23 protein-coding genes are annotated in these 21,060 nt (G+C 63.2%); 14 read left to right on the top strand and 9 right to left on the bottom strand.

Translation table 11 applies throughout. The features are described from left to right. The first annotated feature begins 39 nt into the window (after positions 1-39). Positions 40-753, top strand: a complete 714-nt coding sequence (locus ABIE52_RS14700; RefSeq protein ID WP_064443267.1) for a lysoplasmalogenase — start codon at positions 40-42, stop codon at positions 751-753. 4 nt (positions 754-757) lie between these two features. Here the strand turns inward: ABIE52_RS14700 and ABIE52_RS14695 are convergent, their stop codons facing one another. Continuing rightward, the gene (locus ABIE52_RS14695) at positions 758-1,201 is read right to left on the bottom strand and encodes a hypothetical protein (protein ID WP_007726759.1); all 444 of its coding nucleotides are present in this window, start codon (positions 1,199-1,201) and stop codon (positions 758-760) included. A gap of 34 nt (positions 1,202-1,235) precedes the next feature. On the opposite strand from ABIE52_RS14695, the gene ABIE52_RS14690 reads away from it, so the two are divergent. The 5 genes from ABIE52_RS14690 (at position 1,236) to ABIE52_RS14670 (ending at position 5,275) form a co-directional block, all read left to right on the top strand. Further along, the gene (locus ABIE52_RS14690) at positions 1,236-2,018 is read left to right on the top strand and encodes an SDR family oxidoreductase (protein WP_192712069.1); all 783 of its coding nucleotides are present in this window, start codon (positions 1,236-1,238) and stop codon (positions 2,016-2,018) included. Between the two features lie 67 nt (positions 2,019-2,085). Next, positions 2,086-2,685, top strand: a complete 600-nt coding sequence (locus ABIE52_RS14685) for a DUF6636 domain-containing protein (RefSeq protein WP_003944380.1) — start codon at positions 2,086-2,088, stop codon at positions 2,683-2,685. Further along, the gene (locus ABIE52_RS14680; protein WP_058227541.1) at positions 2,685-3,377 is read left to right on the top strand and encodes a TrmH family RNA methyltransferase; all 693 of its coding nucleotides are present in this window, start codon (positions 2,685-2,687) and stop codon (positions 3,375-3,377) included. The genes ABIE52_RS14685 and ABIE52_RS14680 overlap by 1 nt, the downstream gene beginning before the upstream one ends. Positions 3,378-3,434: 57 nt before the next feature. Then, a complete protein-coding gene (locus ABIE52_RS14675; protein ID WP_003944321.1) occupies positions 3,435-4,556 on the top strand; it encodes a glycoside hydrolase family 76 protein in 1,122 nt (373 codons plus the stop codon). A gap of 11 nt (positions 4,557-4,567) precedes the next feature. Further along, positions 4,568-5,275: an alpha/beta fold hydrolase gene (locus ABIE52_RS14670; RefSeq protein WP_054187134.1), complete on the top strand. Its 708-nt coding sequence runs from the start codon at positions 4,568-4,570 to the stop codon at positions 5,273-5,275. Here ABIE52_RS14670 and ABIE52_RS14665 read toward each other — a convergent pair. Beyond that, on the bottom strand, positions 5,238-6,236 hold the full coding sequence (locus tag ABIE52_RS14665; RefSeq protein WP_354541495.1) for a GNAT family N-acetyltransferase: 999 nt from the start codon (positions 6,234-6,236) through the stop codon (positions 5,238-5,240). The two genes, ABIE52_RS14670 and ABIE52_RS14665, sit on opposite strands and share 38 nt — an antisense overlap. A gap of 91 nt (positions 6,237-6,327) precedes the next feature. Between ABIE52_RS14665 and ABIE52_RS14660 the strand changes: the two genes are divergently transcribed. Both ABIE52_RS14660 and ABIE52_RS14655 read left to right on the top strand, forming a co-directional pair. Beyond that, positions 6,328-7,680: an LLM class flavin-dependent oxidoreductase gene (locus tag ABIE52_RS14660; protein WP_007726771.1), complete on the top strand. Its 1,353-nt coding sequence runs from the start codon at positions 6,328-6,330 to the stop codon at positions 7,678-7,680. Between the two features lie 44 nt (positions 7,681-7,724). After that, positions 7,725-8,852, top strand: a complete 1,128-nt coding sequence (locus ABIE52_RS14655) for a GTP-binding protein (protein WP_003944416.1) — start codon at positions 7,725-7,727, stop codon at positions 8,850-8,852. A gap of 11 nt (positions 8,853-8,863) precedes the next feature. On the opposite strand, the gene ABIE52_RS14650 is transcribed toward ABIE52_RS14655, so the two are convergent. Then, positions 8,864-9,526 (bottom strand): DedA family protein, encoded by a 663-nt coding sequence (locus tag ABIE52_RS14650; protein ID WP_003944306.1) that lies wholly within the window; start codon positions 9,524-9,526, stop codon positions 8,864-8,866. A 29-nt stretch (positions 9,527-9,555) separates the two neighbouring features. Then, a complete protein-coding gene (locus ABIE52_RS14645; RefSeq protein WP_003944390.1) occupies positions 9,556-10,293 on the bottom strand; it encodes a VTT domain-containing protein in 738 nt (245 codons plus the stop codon). A 181-nt stretch (positions 10,294-10,474) separates the two neighbouring features. On the opposite strand from ABIE52_RS14645, the gene fbaA reads away from it, so the two are divergent. Beyond that, the gene (fbaA, locus tag ABIE52_RS14640; RefSeq protein WP_007726777.1) at positions 10,475-11,512 is read left to right on the top strand and encodes a class II fructose-bisphosphate aldolase; all 1,038 of its coding nucleotides are present in this window, start codon (positions 10,475-10,477) and stop codon (positions 11,510-11,512) included. Positions 11,513-11,591: 79 nt separating this feature from the next. Here the strand turns inward: fbaA and ABIE52_RS14635 are convergent, their stop codons facing one another. Next, complete coding sequence (locus ABIE52_RS14635) at positions 11,592-12,446, bottom strand: Rv0361 family membrane protein (protein WP_192712071.1); 855 nt, start codon at positions 12,444-12,446, stop codon at positions 11,592-11,594. A 125-nt stretch (positions 12,447-12,571) separates the two neighbouring features. Between ABIE52_RS14635 and ABIE52_RS14630 the strand changes: the two genes are divergently transcribed. The 3 genes from ABIE52_RS14630 to ABIE52_RS14620 all read left to right on the top strand — a co-directional run bounded on the left by ABIE52_RS14630 (position 12,572) and on the right by ABIE52_RS14620 (position 15,141). After that, positions 12,572-12,988, top strand: coding sequence for a DUF3151 domain-containing protein (locus ABIE52_RS14630; protein ID WP_042452165.1), 417 nt, complete (start codon positions 12,572-12,574; stop codon positions 12,986-12,988). After that, complete coding sequence (locus ABIE52_RS14625; protein WP_003944297.1) at positions 12,975-14,120, top strand: FUSC family protein; 1,146 nt, start codon at positions 12,975-12,977, stop codon at positions 14,118-14,120. The genes ABIE52_RS14630 and ABIE52_RS14625 overlap by 14 nt, the downstream gene beginning before the upstream one ends. A gap of 91 nt (positions 14,121-14,211) precedes the next feature. Beyond that, the gene (locus tag ABIE52_RS14620; protein ID WP_063314832.1) at positions 14,212-15,141 is read left to right on the top strand and encodes a cation diffusion facilitator family transporter; all 930 of its coding nucleotides are present in this window, start codon (positions 14,212-14,214) and stop codon (positions 15,139-15,141) included. On the opposite strand, the gene ABIE52_RS14615 is transcribed toward ABIE52_RS14620, so the two are convergent. Beyond that, positions 15,131-15,595 carry a pyridoxamine 5'-phosphate oxidase family protein gene (locus ABIE52_RS14615; protein WP_054828425.1) on the bottom strand — a complete coding sequence of 155 codons (465 nt, stop codon included), beginning with the start codon at positions 15,593-15,595 and terminating at the stop codon, positions 15,131-15,133. The two genes, ABIE52_RS14620 and ABIE52_RS14615, sit on opposite strands and share 11 nt — an antisense overlap. Before the next feature lie 64 nt (positions 15,596-15,659). Between ABIE52_RS14615 and ABIE52_RS14610 the strand changes: the two genes are divergently transcribed. Next, on the top strand, positions 15,660-16,613 hold the full coding sequence (locus tag ABIE52_RS14610; protein ID WP_192712072.1) for a helix-turn-helix transcriptional regulator: 954 nt from the start codon (positions 15,660-15,662) through the stop codon (positions 16,611-16,613). Here the strand turns inward: ABIE52_RS14610 and ABIE52_RS14605 are convergent. Next, positions 16,610-17,551 (bottom strand): DUF808 domain-containing protein, encoded by a 942-nt coding sequence (locus ABIE52_RS14605; protein WP_030535980.1) that lies wholly within the window; start codon positions 17,549-17,551, stop codon positions 16,610-16,612. The two genes, ABIE52_RS14610 and ABIE52_RS14605, sit on opposite strands and share 4 nt — an antisense overlap. 240 nt (positions 17,552-17,791) lie before the next feature. On the opposite strand from ABIE52_RS14605, the gene ABIE52_RS14600 reads away from it, so the two are divergent. Then, positions 17,792-18,448, top strand: coding sequence for a class I SAM-dependent methyltransferase (locus ABIE52_RS14600; RefSeq protein ID WP_042452162.1), 657 nt, complete (start codon positions 17,792-17,794; stop codon positions 18,446-18,448). A 28-nt stretch (positions 18,449-18,476) separates the two neighbouring features. On the opposite strand, the gene ABIE52_RS14595 is transcribed toward ABIE52_RS14600, so the two are convergent. Together ABIE52_RS14595 and ABIE52_RS14590 are read right to left on the bottom strand one after the other, a co-directional pair. Beyond that, complete coding sequence (locus ABIE52_RS14595; protein WP_042452159.1) at positions 18,477-19,646, bottom strand: thiolase family protein; 1,170 nt, start codon at positions 19,644-19,646, stop codon at positions 18,477-18,479. Continuing rightward, positions 19,643-21,058 carry an MFS transporter gene (locus tag ABIE52_RS14590; protein WP_125050443.1) on the bottom strand — a complete coding sequence of 472 codons (1,416 nt, stop codon included), beginning with the start codon at positions 21,056-21,058 and terminating at the stop codon, positions 19,643-19,645. The genes ABIE52_RS14595 and ABIE52_RS14590 overlap by 4 nt, the downstream gene beginning before the upstream one ends. Positions 21,059-21,060 lie beyond the last annotated feature (2 nt).

Here is a 21,060-nt window from a genome sequence, read left to right as displayed (position 1 = left end):
ACGGTCGCTGTTGGACGTGTAACCAACAGGAGGATTGTGATGGCGGGCAAGTGGGGCATCGAGCACGCAGTTTTTGCGGCGGCGACGGCAGCGACAGTGTTCGGGGCAGTAGTCGGTAACGAGCGGGTTCAGCAGATCGCGAAGCCGTTGATCGCACCCGCTCTGGCCGCCCGAGTGCTGCGCAAGCGCTCGGAGACGGAAACTGCCGATACCGCACTGCTTCTGGCCGGTCTCGCCGCTGCAACTGTCGGCGACGTGTTCATGATCGACCCGGACAACGATGCTCGTCTGATCAAGGGCGCGTCCTCGTTCGCGGTGATGCAGGCCAGTTACTCGGCGCTCCTGCTGCGGCGCGGCGCTCGGCCGACCCGCGCTGCCCTGCGGCCCCGCATCAGCGGTTGGTCGACGGCGTCCGGACTGCTCCGTGCCAAGGCCCCGAGCGTGTCGACGCCGCTCACCGGATACGGATTGATGTTGGGAACCACCTCGACGTTGTCGGCGGACCCCGCTCTGGCACCGCAGTCAAAGGCCGTGCTCGACGTAGTCGTCCCGAACAAGGATCGACGCTCCTGGCTCGGATTGGGCGGAGTGCTCTTCACCGCATCCGACGGACTGATCGTGGTGCGTCGTCTGTTCATCCGCGGGACCGCCGGCCGCGCTGCTGCCGAGGGTGTGATCCTGGCGTCGTACGCGGGAGCGCAGCTGATGCTGGTGGAAGGCATGTTGGCGCTGGGACGCAAGAAGAGCGTCTAGTCTTTCACGGGCACAGCATGATTCGGTCTCGGTTCTTCGGGTCCACCATGACGGTGACCGTGGATCCGGGAGTGATCTTGTCTTTGTACTCGGGTCGGATCTCGTACTCGATCCGGCCCGAGTACGAATCGGAACCTGGAACCGTGAGGTGGAGTGCGAGCTTGGCCAATTCGCCGTCGACAGTTCGGCGCAGGGGTGTGACGGTGTCGATTCGTGCCCACCCTTCGAGGCCGTGCTTTTCGAGTTTGCGCTCGGCGCGGGTCGGGCGGTTGGCCCATGCCATTCCGAATCCGAGAACCGAGCCGAAAGCGGCGAGCAACCCGCCGATCTGATAGGGCAGCGTGCCAGGTGGGGTGTGCTCGACCAGCCATCCGAGCCACACGGCGAGCACGATCAGATACCCCACCGCGATGAAACACACGGTGTGTACGACGCGACGGTGATTCATCAGATTTCCTCCACATCCAGGATAGCCTGACCGGATGAGCGAACCGAACGTCTTCATCACCGGTGCTGCGGCTGGAATCGGGCGGGAGACGTCGCTGTTGTTCGCGCGCAACGGATACCGCGTCGGCGCGTTCGACATCGACGACGCCGGCCTTGCCTCCTTGCAGGCCGAGATCGACGGTTTCGGCGGCAGTGTCGTGACAGGTGTCCTGGACGTCACCGATCCGGACGGATGGGCGCAGTGTCTGGCCGATTTTGCCGGGGAGTCCGGGCGTCTGGACATCCTGATCAACAATGCGGGCGTGCTCTCCTCGGGACGGTTCGAGGATATTTCTCTTGCGGCGCATCGCCGGATGGTCGACATCAACATCACCGGCACCCTCAACGGCACGTACACGGCTTTCCCGTACCTCCGCGATACCGTCGGCGCCCAGGTGGTCAATCTGTGCTCCGCTTCGGCGATCTACGGCCAGCCCGAACTGGCGACGTACGGTGCAACCAAGTTCGCGATCCGCGGCCTGACCGAGGCGCTCGATCTGGAATGGGCACAGCACGACATCCGTGTTCTCGCGCTCTGGCCGTTGTTCGTCCAGACCGCGATGGTCACTGGAATGGACACCGGAGCCACCAGATCGTTGGGTATCAAGCTGACTGCAACCGACGTCGCGCAGGAACTGTGGGCGGCCACACGCGGCGCCGGACGGATGCACAAGGTTCACTACCCGGTCGGAACTCAGGCGAAGCTCTTCCTCAGCGCGTCGCGGTTCTCGCCCGCGTGGCTCTCACGGCTGATGAACAAGCGCGTCACCAGCACTTAGTCGACCGCACGATAGAGTGCACTGTCGGCTGTTGCTGGGCCAAGATGACGTGTGTGGAGGTAGTCGGGTGGTTCGTGTTCGGGTGGGGTTCGTCTTGTTGGGCGTCGGGTCGGCGCTCGTGCTCGCAGGGTGCAGCGGGGAGGCGGATTCAGCGCCGACCGTAGCGGCGCAGCCCAGTTCGTCCACCACTACCGCAGTGCCGACGACAACCACCACCGTCGCGCCCGTCGTCCCCACGACCACCGAACCACCGACCACGACGCTGCCACCGACGACGACACTCACGGACGTGCAGTTCGAGCGCAACGAGTCGTACTACTTCACCACTCCAGACGGAAACTTCCAGTGCGGCATCATCAAGTTGCCCACCAGAATCGAAGCCGGGTGCGAGGGAACGACCACTCCCGTTCCGCCGCGGCCGGAGAGCTGCATGGTCAACTGGGGCAACGGTATTCGCGTCACCGACGAGGGTGAGGGTGCTTTCATGTGTTCGGGCGGAGAGGTGTACACCTCTGGCGGCCCCGACGCCGATCCGGTGTTGGCGGCCGGTCAACCGCTGAGCAAACTGGGTTTCACCTGTACGACCACCGCGACAGACGTCTCGTGTGTTAACGATCAGACCACGCACGGCTTCACCGTGGCTGCAGATTCCAACGAGGTGTTCTGATGTCCGAAGTCGCAGCCGACGACGTGTCCGGCGGAGCCGGTGAACCGGGACCCACCGAGTGGGGCGAGAATCCCAACGGCGTCGGACCCTGGGCCGAGGAGCACGACACGGAACCGCCGACCGACGAGCGCTACGACCCGGTACTTCTGGCCGAGGGTGATCGTCGAAACGTCTTGGACGAGTATCGGTACTGGACGCGGGAAGCGATAGTCGCGGATATCGACTCGCGCCGTCACACGATGCATGTCGCCATCGAGAACTTCGCGCACGACGCCAACATCGGCACGGTGGTCCGCACGGCCAACGCGTTTGCCGCGGCCGCGGTCCACATCGTGGGGCGTCGGCGCTGGAATCGGCGGGGCGCCATGGTGACCGATCGATACCAACACATCGTTCACCATGCAGACATCGGCGAACTCGTCGAGTACGCCCGTGAGAATTCACTCACGATCGTGGCCGTCGACAACACCCCGGGGTCGGTGCCGCTGGAAACGGCAAGCCTGCCGCGGGAGTGCATCCTGCTGTTCGGTCAAGAAGGCCCCGGAGTGACCGATCATGCGAAAGAGGTTGCGTCCATGACGGTCTCGATCGCACAATTCGGTTCGACTCGTAGCATCAACGCCGGTGTCGCGGCCGGCATCGCGATGCACGCGTGGGTACGTGAGCATGCCGATCTCGCCGATTCCCGCTGATCTCGCTCGCGAATTCCGGCTAGCGTGTAGCGCCTCGACCAGACAGGATAGGTAGTTATGCAGGAAGTGTGGGCAGAGCGGGCCGATGCGGCTGAGGGCGCGATAGTCAGTCGTCACCTTCGGCGCCTGTGGGGAATGCCCCGGACAGCACTCGGCGTGGTTGCCTGGCCTGCTGTTCGACGCGAGCGGATGTTCAAGCCGTGGCACTACTGGTGGCAAGCGCACCTGCTCGATACTGCGATCGACGCACTCGAACGTGACCCGACCCCCAAGCGTCGTCGCCGGGTCGCGAAGGTTGCCCGCAGTGTGCGGGTCCGCAACGTCTCGGCGTGGACCAACAACTACTACGACGACATGGCGTGGCTGGGCCTCTCGCTCGAACGTGCGCAACGCATGTTCTCGGTCGATCACCGAACCGCGGTTCAGGCGCTCGAATCGCAACTCTTCGATTCGTGGTCCCCGGCCGACGGCGGCGGTATTCCGTGGTGCAAAGGCTCCGATTTCTACAACACACCGGCAAACGGACCCGCCGGAATCATGCTGGCGCGCACCGGAAAACTCTGGCGTGCGCAGGCAACGGCCGACTGGATCGACGAGACACTGCGGGATCCGGACTCCGGACTGATCTTCGACGGTATCCGCCGCGACGGCACCCTCGAGCGCGCGATCTATTCGTACTGTCAGGGCGTCACGCTGGGGTTGGAAACCGAGTTGTCGACGCGATTGGGCGAGCCGCGTCACCGCGAGCGAGTCCACAAACTCGTCGACGCCGTGTACGACGGCATGACCGAGTACGGAGTCATCACGGGCGGTGGCGGAGGCGACGGCGGACTGTTCAACGCAATCCTGGCTCGCTACCTCGCGTTCGTGGTGGTGAACCTGTCCTGGGAGACTCACGAGGACCTGCGAGCGCGCGAACTCGCAGCGCAGATCGTTCTGTCCTCCGCGGAAGCGGCCTGGAACAACAGACTGCAGATCGAAGGTCTGCCGCTGTTCGGGCACGACTGGACCAAGGATGCTCAGTTGCCGAGTCTGTCCGGCGACATCGCCACCTTCGCCGCCGGAACCGTGCGCTCGTCGAGCGTGCCCGAGCGAGACCTCTCGGTGCAGGTAGGTGGGTGGATGCTCATGGAGGCGGCATTTGTCGTCTCGGCGGCTGGATACCCGCGTAAGCGTTAGGCTTTTTCCTCATGGAATCCCGGCACGTGGTCGACACGGACGGCGTACGTCTTCACGTCGATGTCGGTGGGGCAGGGGCGGACGTTCTGGTTCTCTCCGGCGGCCCGGGATGCGTTCACTATCTTGCTCACGACGAGCTGGTTCCGGAAGGAATGCGCGCGTGGTGCCCTGAGCCACGCGGAGTCGGCCGGTCCGGTGGCGGCGCTCATACGATGGCGCAGGCCGTTGCGGACCTCGAACTCGTCCGCCGCACGTTCGAGATCGACAGCTGGGTCGTGCTGGGGCACTCGTGGGGATCCGACTTGGCGGTGCGGTACGCACTCGACTGTCCGGAATCGGTGTCCGGCGTCGTCGGCATCGCGGGGCACGGCCTCCACAAGGACCGGACATGGTCGAAGCAGTACGAAGCGGGAATCGAGCCGGACCCGCAGATACCTTGGGAACCTGTTGTCTGGCAATCGCTTCAAGAATCGTTCATCGAATGGATCCATGAACCACAGCTGTTTCGGCAGTTGGCCGACTCACCAGTGCCCATGACATTTCTCGCGGCGGCCGACGACATTCGCCCGTCGTGGCCGTTGCAGCAACTGGCCGAGCTCGTGCCTAACGGTAGTTTCGAGGTCGTCGACGGTGTCGCGCACAACTTCTGGCAGTCTCACCCGCTCCTGTGGAGGAAGATCGTCACCGAGGCTTGTGCGGCGCACTCTCGGCTCTCCTGATTTCCACCAGGATCCGCTCCGCGACGGTCTGGTATCCCAGGCTCCGATTGACGGTCAGCATCGGGTGATTCTCCGCGTTCACCGTTGTGTAAATCTTTCGCACGGAGGGAAATTCAGCTGCCAACACAGACGCTTGTTGCTCCTTGACCCACTGAGCGAGACCGTGTCCGCGGTGCTGGGGAAGTACCACGGTGTCGTGCTGCGATGCGTGGGTGCTGTCATGTTCGTCCACCGTCACCACTGTCGCTGCGGCTACTTCGCCGACGCTGTCGTCGACCGCGCAGCACACCAGGAGTACTTGAGAGCCACCCGTCATCTTCTGTTCCCACGATCTGACCTCGTCGGCTCCCCAATTGCGTTCGGGCACCTGCAGTTCAGCGCCCGGCGCGTCGAGGAGTCGGTTCAAAGCCTCCGAGAAGGAGTGGATCAGCTCGTCCGGGGTTCGGTTGCGCCAACTGACGATTCGATAGCCGGGGCGAGCGCTGTGTGCGGTGGGAGCACTGAGGTGCTGGACCTGGTTGGCCAACCGAAGCAACACGCGGTGACCGTCGAACGATCGCAGGAAATGCTCGGCTGCGCTTCCGACGAGCGCCGTCACTCTGATTCTTCGCACGCCGAACCCGGCGATGTCGATCTCGACGAGTTCGGCAAGCGCTCGTCCCACCCCTCGTCGCTGCGCGTGGGGTGTCACGTACATCCGAAACTCTGCGAGATCGGCTTCGGCCGAGTTGCGTCGTGCCTGGGCGATGCCGAGGACCTCGTCGGTGCCGGCGTCGCGTGCAATCCAACGCCGTACATCGGCCGAATTGTCCTCGGCCTCGATCATTTCCATCAGCGCAGTCGCTGTCGGCGCAGTCCCGGACAGGTGACGCTGGCCTTCGGCGAACACCTCACACCACTGATGAAGAACAGTTGCTGTCGCTCCGGACGGTACGAACTCGGCTACAACTACGCGGCTCACCCATGTGACGATACCGACCTGCCCACCCTGAGTTGGAATCACGCGAACCCTAACCCTGTCGGACTGCGGCGGCAGTTGCCAGCATTCAGGCATGTCTGATTCTCCGCGCCAACTGAGCCTCAACGCGTTCATCCACCCCGCCGGTCATCACGAAGCGGCGTGGCGTCATCCGTGGACAACCCCGGAACGTCTGTTCGACGTCACGTATTTCCAGGAGATCGCTCGCACTGCTGAGGCGGCGAAGTTCGACGGAATCTTCTTCGCCGACGGTCCCGCGTTGCGCAGCGACGTCGAGCACGGTCCCGCAGGGACATTGGAGCCGATCACCTTGTTGACGGCCATTGCAGTGGCGACCGAGCGAATCGGATTGATCGCGACGGCGTCGACCACGTACTACGAGCCGTACAACCTGGCTCGGCTGTTCGCCTCGCTCGACCACATCTCGAACGGACGCGCGGGGTGGAACATCGTCACCACGGGTACGGATCTGGCGGCAGCCAACTTCGGGCTGGCCAAGCACCCGGATCACGGGGACCGGTATTCGCGTGCAAGGGAATTCGTCGACGCGGTGGTGCGGTTGTGGGACAGCTGGGAGGACGACGCGATCAGTCTGGACCGGGAGAACGGAATCTACGCGGACAGAAACAAGATTCACGAGATCAACTACGTCGGGCGGCATCTGCGGGTGCGGGGACCGTTCAACGCACCGCGAACTCCGCAGGGATACCCGGTGCTGGTGCAGGCCGGTGCGTCCAACGACGGTCGCGCGTTTGCCGGTCAGTATGCGGAGGCGATTTTCACAGCGCACCAGAGACTTTCCGATGCGCAGGCGTTCTACACCGACATCAAGTCGAGGGCTGCGCAGTTCGGGCGCAACCCCGATCATGTCAAGATTCTGCCGGGAATCAGCCCGTTCATCGGTGACACCGAGGAACAAGCCAAGGCGCTCGAGCGAGAATTCAACGAGTTGACTTCGCCGGAGTACGGGCTCGCGCAACTCGGTGCACTCACCGGGACCGATGTTCGGAATCTGGAACTGGATGCACCGGTTCCCGTCGAATTGTTCGCGGCGGCAGGTGATGTCACCGACAACAAGCAAAGTAGATTGCAGGTGATCGCCGGCATCGTCGAGCGTGAGCGTCCGACGGTTCGGGGACTGCTTCATCGTTTGGCGGGTGCGCGCGGACACCGGGTGTTTGCCGGAACCGCCGAGCAGGTGGCTGACACGATCGAGGAATGGTTCACCAGCGGTGCTGCTGACGGCTTCAACGTCATGCCGCCGTACTACCCGGGTGGGCTCGAGATCTTCACCGAGCGTGTGGTCCCGATCCTGCAGGATCGCGGTCTTTTCCGGACTGAATACACGGGTACGACCCTTCGTGATCATTTCGGTTTGCCGAGGCCCGAGAGCCAGTTCTCGGGTAGTGCCTCTGCAGTGCAGTAGGCCCGCCCGCTGTTGTCGATAATGACAATGGTTACCATTAAGGAATGAAGCAGCTACCGGTAACCGTGCTGTCCGGATTTCTGGGCGCAGGCAAGACCACACTCCTCAACCACATTCTCGCCAATCGCGATGGCCGGAGGGTCGCCGTCATCGTCAACGACATGAGCGAGATCAACATCGACGCGGCCCTCGTCGCGGGCCAGGGTCATCTCGACCGCACGGAAGAGAAGTTGGTCGAGCTGACCAACGGATGCATCTGCTGCACGCTGCGTGAGGATCTGATCGACGCCGTCGGCGCTCTCGCGCGAGAAGGACGGTTCGATCAGTTGGTGATCGAGTCCACCGGCATCTCCGAACCGATGCCGGTGGCGGCCACCTTCGACTGGGAATTCGAGGACGGATTCAGCCTCGGCTCGCTCGCGAAGCTCGACACCATGGTGACCGTGGTGGACGCGTCGACCTTCCTCGGCGAGCTGGCAAAAGGCGAACGACTGGACGAGCGCAACCTCGAAGCCGGGGAGGGGGACGGACGCAGCATCTCCGATCTCCTGGTCGATCAGGTGGAGTTCGCCGACGTCATCTTGCTGAACAAAACCGACCTGGTGAGCCCGCGGGCGGCAGGAACCGTCGAGGCGACGCTTCGTAGGCTCAACCCCACCGCTCAACTGATTCGAACAGATCACGGCAAAGTCACCCTCGACCGTGTCCTCGAAACCGGTCTCTACAACCCGGAACTTGCTGCGCAGGTACCCGGTTGGGACGAGGAACTGGCCGGTGGGCACACCCCGGAAACCGAGGAATACGGAATACGCAGCGTCACATACCGCGCCTCGCGACCCTTTCATCCGGCGCGACTCGAGGCCGCGCTCGGTCAGTTCGCCGGACTCCTGCGGAGCAAGGGATTCTGCTGGATCGCCAGTCGGCCCGAGTTCGCCGCGATCTGGTCGCAGGCAGGCCCCAACCTCGTCATCGAACCGGCTCAACTGTGGGCGTCGGCGGCGGAGGTGCCAGGGCAGGAGATCGTGTTCATCGGAGTGAAACTGGACCCGGCGGCGCCGTCACGAATCCTCGATCCGGCTCTGCTGACCGATGACGAACTACGCGAAGGACCGCGGGCATGGACTCGCTACGAAGACCCGCTGCCGGCGTGGGACCAGAGCCACCTGCACTGAGTAGTCAGCTTCTAGTCGAGGACTTCTTCGACCTCGACGTCTTCGGCCGGTCGGGCCATTTCCTTGCGGTACTGCCAGATTCCCAGCGCAGTACCGATGACCAAGCTGACCATCATCACGATCAGCACGGCGGGCAGCAACCACGGCACGCGATCGAGGAACGAGCCACCGTAGAAACCGAGCAGCAGGAGCACGGGCGCCCAGATGATCGCGCCGATGGTGCTCGCGATGGTGTAGCGCGTGTGGTTCATCTTGGCTGCGCCCGCGACCATCGGGCACAGGGTGCGCACCCACGGAACCCAGCGAGCAATCAGGACCGCCCAGAACCCGTGTTTTTCCAACAGGATGTTCACGCGGTGCAGGTTCTTCTCGGTGAAGTACTTGCCGCCCTTACGGGCTTTGATGTGATTGCCGGTCCGGTGGCCGATGACGTACCCGACCTGGTTGCCGGCAATGGCCGCGATCATCGCACCGACAGACAACGCCCACACGTGGCCCGCGCCGGATTCGTGGCCGGCAAGAACGATTCCGGCTGTGATCAGAAGCGAATCACCGGGGAGAAACAACCCGAGGATGATCGCGCACTCGATGAAGACGAACGTGACGACGATGATCCAGACCAACAGAGGCCCGGCAGTCTCGAGCGGGGAGAAACTGCCGGATGCGAGCGTCATCGTCGTCAGTTCTTCGCCTCGTTCTGCAATCAGGGGGTGGGGTCTTCGGGGACTGTCACCGTCGAATTGTCCGTAGTGGAAGTATTCGCCGTTTCACCACGTCTCGACGCCAGAATTCGCTTCCCGATTTCGAAGACGATCGGCAGAACCGACACCAGGACGATCAAGATGAAGATGTAGTCGACATTGTCGCGGATGAATTCGATCTGCCCCAGGAGGTAGCCGAGCAAAGTCACGCCGGCACCCCACAGGATGCCGCCGACGATGTTGTACGTCAGGAACAGTGAGTACTTCATCTTCGACGCGCCGGCGACAACCGGAGCAAAAGTACGCACGATCGGCACGAACCGAGCCAGGATAATGGTGATCGGGCCGTGCTTTTCGAAGAAGGCGTGTGACTCGTCGATGTACTTCTTCTTGAAGAACCGCGCGTCGTCCGTCTTGAACAGGGCAGTTCCGCCCTTGGCGCCGATGTAGAACCCGACTTGGTCACCCAGAATCGCGGCGATCGGAATCGTCACCAGGAGCACCCACAGTGGCGCGAACGGTTCGATCTCGGTGGACTTGGACGCCGCGATCAGCCCTGCGGTGAAGAGGAGCGAATCGCCGGGCAAGAGCGGAAACAGCAGGCCTGATTCGATGAAGACCACCAGAAGCAATCCCACCAGAACCCACGTTCCGAAGGAATTCAAGAGGTTCACGGGATCGAGGAAGCCGGGCAGCAAGGCCAGGTTCGTCACGGATTCAGTTGCTGCCTGCACATTCACGGTGGCCAGAGTACCGGCCGAATCTGAGTGTTTCCCACCACCGCAGGTCATCGCGTCGGTGGCGGCGGGCCGAGACCGCAAAGAGACGTGACGAGTCGGACTTGCCATACTGCTAGGACCACACGAAGCGCTTTCACATCGCCGAGCGCTCCGAACGACACGTATATGGAGGACTCCCGCCGTGCCTATCGCAACTCCCGAGGTCTATGCCGAGATGCTTGGTCGGGCCAAGGAGCATTCCTTTGCCTTCCCCGCCATCAACTGTGTCGGCTCCGAATCCATCAACGCAGCCATCAAGGGCTTCGCGGACGCCGGCAGTGACGGCATCATCCAGTTCTCGACGGGCGGCGCCGAGTTCGGTTCCGGTTTGGGCGTCAAGGACATGGTCACCGGCGCTGTTGCGCTCGCCGAGTTCGCACACGTGATCGCGGCAAAGTACGACGTCACCATCGCGCTGCACACCGATCACTGCCCGAAGGACAAGCTGGACACCTACGTGCGTCCGCTGCTCGCGATCTCGCAGGAGCGCGTCGACGCCGGTCGTAACCCGCTGTTCCAGTCGCACATGTGGGACGGCTCGGCTATCCCGATCGACGAGAACCTGGCCATCGCCAAGGAACTGCTCGCCCTCTCGAAGGCTGCACGCATCATCCTCGAGGTCGAGATCGGTGTCGTCGGCGGTGAAGAAGACGGCGTCGAAGCCGAGATCAACGACAAGCTCTACACCTCGAGCGAAGACTTCGAGAAGACGGTCGATGCTCTGGGCATCGGCGAACAGGGCAAGTACCTCCTTGCCGCCACCTTCGGCAACGTCCACGGCGTCTACAAGCCGGGCAACGTCAAGCTCAAGCCCGAGGTTCTCGAAGAGGGCCAGAAGGTCGCCGCTGCCAAGCTCGGCCTGGCTTCCGGTTCGCAGCCCTTCGACTTCGTCTTCCACGGTGGATCGGGATCGTTGAAGTCGGAGATCGAGGACTCGCTGAACTTCGGCGTCGTCAAGATGAACGTCGACACCGACACCCAGTACGCGTTCTCCCGTCCGATCGCCGGACACTTCTTCACCAACTACGACGGCGTCCTCAAGGTCGACGGCGAGGTCGGAAACAAGAAGGCATACGACCCGCGCAGCTACCTCAAGAAGGCCGAAGCCGGCATGACGGCTCGCGTCGTCGAGGCGTGCAACGACCTGAAGTCGGCCGGACGCTCGGTGTCGGCAGGCTGATCGGTTTCACAACTGCGCTTCACAGAACAAAATGCGCGCCGGCGAAATTCTCGCCGGCGCGCATTTTCTGTTCAGGTACCTACTTGCTGGGATCGCAGACCTTCCACGTGCCGTCCTGGCGCTCGAGGTCGAACGTGCGCCACGACTGCTCGCCCGTGCTCGGCAAACTCGCCTGGACCTGAGCGATCGCGGTGTCGTCGGTGATGCGCACCGCGTCGACGGCTCCGACCTGCGGGATCGTCTTCTGCGCGACGGCATTGTCGTGGACCTGCGCGAACGCTGCGTCGGGAATGGTGCGGTAGTACTCGCCCAACGCCCCACAGGTCGACGTTCGCAGCGTTGCCAGATCGCCGGTCTGCAGAGCGTCGACGTACGTCGAGATGGCGGTCTGGACCTGAGCTTCGGGTGAGCTTTCACCGCTACCGCTGTTGGACGAGACGAATACGGCGACGCCGATCGCCGCGAGGACGGCGACGCCGGCCGCTGCTGCCGCGATGTACCAGCCCTTGCCGCTGCGCTTGGTTTTCTCCGGCGCGGCGGGCTCGATGCGAGTGGGCTTCGGCTGAGCCGGCGGTGGGGTCGCTGCGACACCCACACGTTGAGGCGCGGCGCGCTGCTGCGGTTGAGGCGCAGCGCGCTGCGGTGGTGGTGGGGTCGGAGCCTGCCGGGGTGGTGGTGTCGGCTGCGCGGCTTTCGGAATCGCGACGGTGGCAGGCTCCGGCTTGGGCTGGGGTGTCGGTGCTGCTGTGGTTGCCTGAGTTGCCTTGGGGATCGCGACGGTTGGTGCGCTGGCAGCTTTGGCGTCGCCGTCCGTTTTCGAGGCCTTGTCTGTCTTCTGGATCGCCACAGTCGCAGGTTCGGTCGGGGCCGACTTCTCGGGCGCACCCTTCGGTGCTGCGCTCTTTTTCGAGTTGTCGTCTTTCGAGTCCGGCACGGGTAACCCTTCGGTCTTATGCAGCAATGACCATGTCAGGGTAACGACCGGTATGTAGCCTGCATAACTCCGACCGTCGGCGAGGCGGTCCTGTGGCAGAAAGGCGTAGCGGGCACAATGAGCGCATGACCCAATTCGGTGACCTGCTCGGACCCAAGCCCACTCTGCTTCCCGGCGACGACGACGCGGAATCGGCACTGCTCAACCACGCTGATCCGGCCCAGGTGGCGGCCGACCACCCCACTGCCTCCATTGCGTGGGCCTACCTGGCCGAGGCTGCACTGGACAAGGGCGAAACCATCACGGCCTACGCCTACGCGCGTACCGGATACCACCGCGGACTCGACCAACTGCGTCGCAACGGTTGGAAGGGTTTCGGTCCCGTGCCCTACAGCCATGAACCGAACCGTGGTTTCCTGCGTTGCGTCGCAGTCCTGGCCAAGGCCGCGAAGACGATCGGTGAAGCCGACGAGTACGCGCGTTGCCTCGATCTGCTCGAAGACTGCGATCCCAACGCCGCCGAAGCGCTTGGCCTCGGTTAGCAGTTTCCGTCCGAGCCGGGCCGGCATCAAGGACCGGGCTCGCAAATCGGTGCGTCGGCTTCAGACGTCGGCGCTACCGATCATTCAATGTGCCTTGGCGGCCGGATTGGCGTGGTGGGTTGCCACCACGGTGATCGGGCACCACGCGCCGTTCTTCGCGCCGATTGCCGCTGTGGTCTCGCTCGGTCTGTCGTTGGGTGCACGACTACGACGCTCGTTCGAGTTGGTTGCGGGAGTCACGGTCGGTATCGGAATCGGTGATCTGATCATCTCCGGTATCGGGAGCGGACCGTGGCAGATCAGTTTGGTTGTCGTGCTGGCGATGTCCGTCGCGGTGCTTCTCAACAGCGGGCCGATCTTCTCCATGCAGGCGGGAAACTCGGCTGTGCTGGTGGCGACGCTGATCCCGCCGGGCGGCAGCGGCGGTCCCGATCGCATGATCGATGCCCTTGTCGGTGGTCTGGTGGGTATCGCGGTGGTCGCGATCATCCCCACCCACCCGGTACGACGCGCGCGCAAGGATGCCGCATCGATCCTCGGAACCGCTTCCGAGGTACTGCAATTGGTGGCAGACGGCCTCGTCGCGAATGACCCGGACCCGATCGTGAAGGCACTGCAGAAGGCGCGCGCAACTCAGGGTGCCATCGACGGGTTGCGCAGTAACCTTCTCGGCGGGCGCGAGATCAGCCGAATCTCCCCGCTGTACTGGAACAGTCGGCCTCGCCTCGAAAGGCTCATGGCGACAGCCGATCCCATCGACAACGCGATGCGCAACATTCGAGTGCTCGCGCGTCGTTCGTTGACGTTGGTCAGGGACGACGAGATCCTCGATCCGCGTCTGGTGGCTCAGGTCGAGCGCTTGTCGAAAGCCGTCGAAGTTCTCGAGGACATGATCCTGGCGGAGCCGGGGGAGCAGCCTGATCAGGCCGAAGCAGCGCGCGTCCTGCGCTCGGTCGCGAAGGAACTGAAACCGGCGATAGTGGAGAACGCGGGCCTGTCCTCGACGGTGGTGTTCGCCCAGATTCGATCGCTGGTCGTCGACCTGTTGCAGGTCGCGGGCATGAAGCGAATCTCGTCGATCGCCACTCTGCCGCCCACCGTGCCTCATCCCGCCTACGAGCCGGATCACTGACCTCTGCCGTTTCCCGCTCACTGAGCAACTCGTTGTATGTATGCGAATGTATGCATATGCTCTGAGAAGGACTTGGGAGGGAACAGGACAAATGGGAGCAGGGCACGGTCATTCACATGGCCACTCGGCAGCAGATTCGGTCGGCGTAGGACCGTCACCGCAACGCATCAGAAAAATGGCGATCGCGCTTGCGATCCTCGTTGCGTTCCTCGTACTCGAGGCCACGGTCGGCATCCTGATCAACTCGTTGGCTCTGCTTGCCGACGCCGGTCACATGCTCACAGACGTGGTGGGTATGGCCATGGGACTGACGGCGCTGCTGCTCGCGAAGAGGGGCAGCACCACCGCGGCCAGGACCTTCGGTTGGCACCGCGCCGAAGTGCTGACCGCCATGGCCAATGCGGTGATGCTGCTGGCCGTCGCCGCCTGGGTCTTCTACGAGGCAATCGGCCGCATCGGTAACGAACCCGAGATCCCGGGCGGCGCCCTGATCATCACGGCGGCCGCCGGCCTGGCCGCGAACATCGTCGTGATGCTGATGCTGCGCGGCGATTCCAAGGACAGCCTGGCCGTGCGTGGTGCCTACCTCGAAGTGCTTGCCGACGCCGTCGGTAGCGTCGGCGTTCTGATCGCCGGTGGCCTTGTCCTGCTGTTCAACTGGACGTGGGCAGACGTCGTCGTCGGTGTTCTCATCTCGCTGTGGGTGGTGCCGCGTGCGATCAAACTGGCCGCAGCATCGCTGCGCATTCTGACGCAGGCGTCGCCGGCCGACGTCGACGTCGAAGCGGTCGAGGCCGACCTGGCGGCGCTGCCGAGCGTGATGGGTGTTCACGACCTACACGTCTGGACGCTCACCACCGGCATGGATGTCGCGACGGTCCACCTGACCAGTGACGCGAATTCGTCGAACATTCTGGAATCCGCGCGCACCGTCCTCGAGAGTCACGGTCTTTCCCACGCCACCGTTCAGGTGGAATCGTGTGCCAACGGCGAGCATTGCGAGAAGAACGTCACTTGGTGAAGCGGGTGATCTCCTTGCCCGGCTTCCAGAGGTCGACATACATGTGTTCGTCGTCGACAGTCGTGTGCACCACCTCGTCGATGTCGAGGACAAAGAGGTGCAGAGGTTTCGGAACCTCGTAGGTGTAGCTTGCGAGCACGGCTTCGAACTCGTCGCGGGTCACCTCGCGTGCGAGTCCGGCGATCTTCGCATCGCCGCCCTCCATGGTGTGCTCACCGGGATTGCTGTGTAGGGCGTAGCGCCCGTCACGGATGAGATCCTTCGCCTTGAGTGCGCCGAACATCGAACCGAGCACCAGACGCCCGTCGAGGATTTCGACTTCGGTGCCGCTGACCCGTGGTGAGCCGTCCTTGCGCAGCGTTGCGAGGACGTGATGCTTGTGGGCTTTGAATCGCGCTTGGACCGCGTCGGCAAGAGCGGGTACTTCTTCGGAGAACTGCTTCCAAGTGACCATGACGGTCATTGTGCACCCCTATTCCTGACAACTTCTGTCAGTAATTCTCGGTAATGTTCGGTCCATGAGATCCGCGCGGTTGCTCCAACTCATGCTGCGTTTGCAGGGGAGTCGCGGCGTTATCGCCGAGCAGTTGGCCGAAGAGTTCGGCGTTTCGGTGCGGACGATCTACCGCGACGTGGCCTCGTTGTCGGCTGCCGGCGTGCCGATCTGGACCGAGAGCGGCCCCGGTGGTGGCATCCGTCTGCTCGACGGATGGCAGTCCAAGTTGTCCGGCATGACGGACGACGAGACGTCCGCACTCATGCTGTTGGGTGTGCCGTCCATCGCTGCAGATCTCGGACGATCAGACGCCGTCGGTTCGGCGGGGGCCAAACTGCTCCGCTCCCTGCCCGGTCCCCTGCGCGAGAGTGCACGACTGTGGCAGGACCGCATTCTCGTGGACGTTCCGGGTTGGTTCGGCGGCGTCGACGACATCTCTGCGCTTCCGATCGTCACATCCGCTGTGCTGGACTCGCGTCGACTGCGCTTCGCCTATCGCGATCGCGAGCGGACGGTCGATCCGCTGGGTCTGGTCATCAAAGCCGGTGTTTGGTATCTGGTGGCGGGGATGAACGGTCGAACGCTGTCGTTTCGAGTCGGGCGCATCAAAAATGCCGTGGTAGAAGATGATTCGTTCACTCGGCCGGTGGATTTCGACCTGCCGTCGTGGTGGGCGGCGTCGATGGCCGAGTTCGACCGGTCGCTGCTTCGCTTCGAGTGTCGCGTGCGATTGACACCAGAGGGCAGGCGCCGGCTCCCCGATGTGGTGGGCGAGCTTGCCGCTGCAGTCGAAGTAGGGCCAGAGGACAACGACGGATGGGTGAGTGCCGAGCTGAAACTCGAGAGCGAAGCTGTCGCGCTCTCGCAGTTGATCGGTTTGGGAGCGGACGTCGAAGTGCTCGAGCCACGGTCGTTGCGTGAAGGACTGCGGGCTGTGGCGGAGCAGATGGTGCTCCGCCACACTCGCAGTGACTAGGCCGTTGCAGAACGCTTTGCGAGCAGGCGAGTGATACCCAGTTGAGCTGCGACGATGATGGCGCCGACCACCAGACCCAGTGCCGCCGACGCAAGTGTGTTGACGATCCACGCCAACACGCCACCGACTCCGGCGATGTCTCTGACTGCTTCTTCGCCGTGATGAACGGCGTCGTAGAGCGGGTGGAAGCCCAGTTCGTCGATGCCGACCAACAGGATGTGGCCACCGACCCACAGCATCGCGGCGGTACCCACCACCGAGAGCACTGACATCACGTGAGGCATGCCGCGAACGAGGCCTCGGCCGACCTTGTGGGTGAAGCCAGACGACGTCTCGGCGATCTTCAATCCGATGTCGTCCATCTTCACGATCAGTCCGACGACTCCGTAGACGACCACGGTGATGACGACCGCCACGACGGCAAGGATCACCAATCGGCTCCAGAAGCCTTCGCCTGCGATGGTGTTGAGTGCGATCACCATGATCTCGGCGGACAGGATCAGGTCGGTGCGGACGGCGCCCGAAACCACTGCTTCTTCGTCGCGAGGATGCTCGTCAGCGGCCTCGTGGTGGTCACCGTGGCCGAAGATTGCACCCCAGATCTTGTGAACCGCTTCGTAGCTGAGGTAACAGCCGCCGACCATCAACAGTGGCGTCAGCAGCCAGGGGAGGAACTGACTCAGCAGCAGAGCGATCGGAAGGATGATCAGCAGCTTGTTGCGCAGCGATCCGATGGCGATGCGCTTGATGATGGGCAACTCGCGTTCGGCTGCGAGCCCACGGACGTACTGCGGCGTGACGGCTGCGTCGTCGATGACCACGCCGGCAGCTTTGGCGGTCGCCTTACCGGTTGCGGCGGCAACGTCGTCGATCGAGGCGGCAGCCATACGAGCCAGGGCTGCGACGTCGTCGAGCAGGGCGAAGAGTCCGCCGGCCATCACAGACCTCCAGTGGAATCAGTGGAAAAAGGTGGCCGGACCGAACCGGTGACGCAGTTACTTGATCGCACGAGGTCTCTATCCATGATCGTCGTAGGTGAGGTCAGGTCACCTGGAACGATACCGGGGGCATCCGTCAGGGACGACCTCGCGAGGTCGGTTGCCCTTCGTCACGAAAGGTCTTCCCGACCCGGTGCTCGCGTGTAAGACTGCACAGAAGATCGATCGAAACGGGGCACTATGCGTGAACCAGACACTGCACAGGTCGCCAAGACTTTCGACGCAATGGCGGCGCACTACGACCGACAGATCGGGCGCTTCGAACGCTTTGTGCTCGGTGACGCCCGGAAATGGGCCGTGGACCAGGCGCATGGCCGCGTGGTCGAGATCGCCGTGGGTACCGGACTGAACCTGCCTCTCTACGGAGACGACGTCGATTACGTCATCGGCGTGGACATCTCGACTGCGATGCTCGATCAGGCCAGGCTCAAGGTCTCCGAGGGAGTGAAGACCGAAGTCGACCTACGACTCGGAGACGTGCAAGCACTCGATGTTCCCGACGAGTGCGTGGACACGTTGGTCTCGACCTACGCCTTTTGCACGATCCCCGATCCGGACCGAGTTGCGAACGAAGCATTTCGAGTCCTGGTACCCGGTGGTCGATTCGTCCTCGCCGAGCACGGACCGAGCAAGAACGTTGTTGCTCGTACGTTGATGAAGGTCGTCGAACCGCTTTTTGTTCGGTTCGGTGCCGATCATCTCACCCGTGAACCGGTTGAATACCTCGAAAACGCCGGTTTCCTGATCGACGAGGTGCAGCGCAGCGGCCGGGGCGGAATCGTGTTTCGGGTCGTTGCGCGCAAGCCGGATCCCGAATGGACGGCACTCGGTCACTGATGTCGGAATGCCGTCCATCGGGGATTGCTCAGCCCAGGCGCTCCAGGATGGTCGCGTTGGCCAACCCACCTGCCTCACACATGGTCTGGAGTCCGTAGCGCGCGCCGCGCTGCTCCATCGCGTTGACCAGGGTGGTCATGATCCGCGTTCCGCTGCCGCCCAGTGGGTGGCCGAGCGCGATGGCGCCGCCGTGGACGTTGACCTTGGACAGGTCGACGCCGGTGTCCGCTGCCCACGAGAGGACCACTGGGGCAAAGGCCTCGTTGACCTCGAACAGATCTATGTCCGAGACCGTCAATCCCGCACGGGCCAGGACCTTCTGCGTAGCCGGGATGACCGCGGTGAGCATGTAGAGCGGATCGTCGCCGGCAACTGCGAAGCTGTGCAATCGTGCCTTCGGGGTGAGGCCGAGTTTCGCGGCGATCTCACTGGTCGTGATCATCACCGCCGAACTGCCGTCCGAAAGCGGGCTGCTGTTGCCCGCGGTGATGGACCAGTCGATCTGTGGGAATCGCTGTGCGTAGTAGTCGGATTCGAAGGCGGTCCGTAGGCCGGCCAGGGTCTCGACCGTGGTGCCGGGGCGGATGGCCTCGTCGACCGACAGCTGCGGGAGCGTGGCGAGTTCCTTGGTGAAGTAACCACTCTCGGTTGCCAGCGCGGCTTTCCGATGGCTCGACGCCGAGAACTCGTCGAGTTGGGTGCGGCTCAGTCCCCACTTGGCGGCGATCAATTCGGCGCTGATGCCCTGCGGTACCAGACCGTCCGGATAGCGCTCTTCGAAACCCACGCCGAGTGATTCGCGCCCGATGCTGCTCGAGCCCATAGGGACTCGGCTCATCGACTCGACTCCGGCAGCGACAACGATGTCGTACGCACCGGCAATGACGCCCTGAGCGGCAAAATGAACTGCTTGTTGGCTACTTCCACACTGTCGGTCGACGGTGGTTCCCGGTACCGACTCAGGGTAGCCTGCGGCGAGAAGGGCAGTGCGAGTGACATTCTGGCTCTGTTCACCGACTTGGCTTACCGCTCCACCGATGACGTCGTCGATCAATGCTGCATCGATTCCAGTGCGTTCGACTACCGCCTTGAGGCTGTGGGCGAGGAGGTCGACGGCGTTGATGCCGTGCAGGGCGCCGTTCGCCTTTCCCTTGCCGATCGGAGTGCGAACGGCTTCGACGATAACTGCGTCTCTCATGACAAATTCCTTTCAGGGATGGCGGATTCAGCAGGGACAACCGGGGTGGGTGTGGTCGCAGGCGTCATTCCCAGTGATGCCAGGGCAGACACAAGCGCGACGGCAAAGATCACCCACCAGGCCTGGCGGAAGGTGTCGTAGTCGACAGCAGAGCCGAGAACCGCGATCAGAACGCTCACGCCGAGAACGGTTCCGATCTGTCGGCTCATGCTGACGATTGCGCTACCGGTGGCCGATCTGGCAGGTGCCAGATCCGCCGTGGCCTGCGACAGAATGGTCGGCAGGGCAAGACCGACACCGATCCCGGCGATGATCCAGCCTGGTAGGAGTCCGGTCGCGTAGTTGGGCGTCGTATCAACCGAGACGAGAACGAGTACGGTTCCGACTGCCCACAGAAGGCTGCCGAGTGCGGCGACGCGTCCCGCCGAGTACCTGCGCGTCAGCGATCCGCCGGCGATGGCGAACAGCGGAACGAGAAGTGGACCCGGTGAGACGGCGAAACCGGTTCGCAGAGCCGAGTATCCCCAGGCTTCCTGGAGCCACAGGATGTTCGAGAGAAGACCCGCGGCGAATGCTGCGCTGAACAGGATGGCGGTGACGTTGGACCAGGCAAACGAGCGGATCTTCAGAAGATCCGGAGCAATCAACGGAGTCCGGTGACGAGAGTTGCTCCACCAGAACGAGAGTAGTGTCACGGCGGCCACGGCGAAGGCGATCAGAACGCGATTGTCGGTCCATCCCCAGTCCGGACCCTGGACGAGTGCCAGGGCGAGAGAGCCGATTCCGACGGTGAGGAGGGCAGCGCCGACGAAGTCGATACCGGCATCGGGGTCCTTGTGTGTTGTATCCGGTACGAGTCGGACTGCGAAGTAGAGCAACACGATGCCCACTGGAACATTGATCAGGAAGACCCAGCGCCACGAGGCCTCTACGAGGATGCCGCCCACGACAGGGCCGAATGCAGCTGCTGCAGCGCCGGCGGCTGCCCAGATGCGAACGCCGGATTGACGTTTCGCGGCGGGAAGCGCATTGATCAGAAGCCCGAGGCTGGCCGGGGTGAGCGCAGCGGCGCCGACTGCCTGGACGATACGGAAGGCCACCAGTGCCCACAAGGACGGGCTGAAGGCACAGGCGGCGCTGGCGAGGGTGAACAGTGCGAGGCCGGCGATGAAGGCGCGCTTGTGCCCGATCCTGTCCGCCCAGCGTCCGAGGGGTATCAACAGTGCGGCGTAGACGATCGCGTAGCTGTTGAGGATCCAACTGAACTCGCCGAGCGAGTGACCCGGGTAGCTCTTGGCGATGTCGCCGAAGGCCACGTTGACCACAAAAAGATCGAGGCTGGCGACAAACGGCGCCCCCGACAGTATCGCGAGCAGGGGTCCGGTCCGCACCGGCTGGCTATGAAGTTCCATAG

Source organism: Rhodococcus sp. OAS809 (assembly GCF_040546695.1).
Taxonomy (GTDB): domain Bacteria; phylum Actinomycetota; class Actinomycetes; order Mycobacteriales; family Mycobacteriaceae; genus Rhodococcus_F; species Rhodococcus_F qingshengii.
Note: the sequence above shows the minus strand (reverse complement) of the source record. Positions and strands in the feature narration are given on the sequence as shown.

What these genes read in the sequence shown, in the direction of transcription:
- ABIE52_RS14700 (WP_064443267.1), top strand. Translation starts at nt 40, where the DNA reads ATGGCGGGCAAGTGGGGCATCGAGCACGCAGTTTTTGCGGCGGCGACG.
- ABIE52_RS14695 (WP_007726759.1), bottom strand. Translation starts at nt 1,201, where the DNA reads ATGAATCACCGTCGCGTCGTACACACCGTGTGTTTCATCGCGGTGGGG.
- ABIE52_RS14690 (WP_192712069.1), top strand. Translation starts at nt 1,236, where the DNA reads ATGAGCGAACCGAACGTCTTCATCACCGGTGCTGCGGCTGGAATCGGG.
- ABIE52_RS14680 (WP_058227541.1), top strand. Translation starts at nt 2,685, where the DNA reads ATGTCCGAAGTCGCAGCCGACGACGTGTCCGGCGGAGCCGGTGAACCG.
- ABIE52_RS14675 (WP_003944321.1), top strand. Translation starts at nt 3,435, where the DNA reads ATGCAGGAAGTGTGGGCAGAGCGGGCCGATGCGGCTGAGGGCGCGATA.
- ABIE52_RS14670 (WP_054187134.1), top strand. Translation starts at nt 4,568, where the DNA reads ATGGAATCCCGGCACGTGGTCGACACGGACGGCGTACGTCTTCACGTC.
- ABIE52_RS14660 (WP_007726771.1), top strand. Translation starts at nt 6,328, where the DNA reads ATGTCTGATTCTCCGCGCCAACTGAGCCTCAACGCGTTCATCCACCCC.
- ABIE52_RS14655 (WP_003944416.1), top strand. Translation starts at nt 7,725, where the DNA reads ATGAAGCAGCTACCGGTAACCGTGCTGTCCGGATTTCTGGGCGCAGGC.
- ABIE52_RS14650 (WP_003944306.1), bottom strand. Translation starts at nt 9,526, where the DNA reads ATGACGCTCGCATCCGGCAGTTTCTCCCCGCTCGAGACTGCCGGGCCT.
- ABIE52_RS14630 (WP_042452165.1), top strand. Translation starts at nt 12,572, where the DNA reads ATGACCCAATTCGGTGACCTGCTCGGACCCAAGCCCACTCTGCTTCCC.
- ABIE52_RS14620 (WP_063314832.1), top strand. Translation starts at nt 14,212, where the DNA reads ATGGGAGCAGGGCACGGTCATTCACATGGCCACTCGGCAGCAGATTCG.
- ABIE52_RS14615 (WP_054828425.1), bottom strand. Translation starts at nt 15,595, where the DNA reads ATGGTCACTTGGAAGCAGTTCTCCGAAGAAGTACCCGCTCTTGCCGAC.
- ABIE52_RS14610 (WP_192712072.1), top strand. Translation starts at nt 15,660, where the DNA reads ATGAGATCCGCGCGGTTGCTCCAACTCATGCTGCGTTTGCAGGGGAGT.
- ABIE52_RS14605 (WP_030535980.1), bottom strand. Translation starts at nt 17,551, where the DNA reads ATGGCCGGCGGACTCTTCGCCCTGCTCGACGACGTCGCAGCCCTGGCT.
- ABIE52_RS14600 (WP_042452162.1), top strand. Translation starts at nt 17,792, where the DNA reads ATGCGTGAACCAGACACTGCACAGGTCGCCAAGACTTTCGACGCAATG.
- ABIE52_RS14595 (WP_042452159.1), bottom strand. Translation starts at nt 19,646, where the DNA reads ATGAGAGACGCAGTTATCGTCGAAGCCGTTCGCACTCCGATCGGCAAG.
- ABIE52_RS14590 (WP_125050443.1), bottom strand. Translation starts at nt 21,058, where the DNA reads ATGGAACTTCATAGCCAGCCGGTGCGGACCGGACCCCTGCTCGCGATA.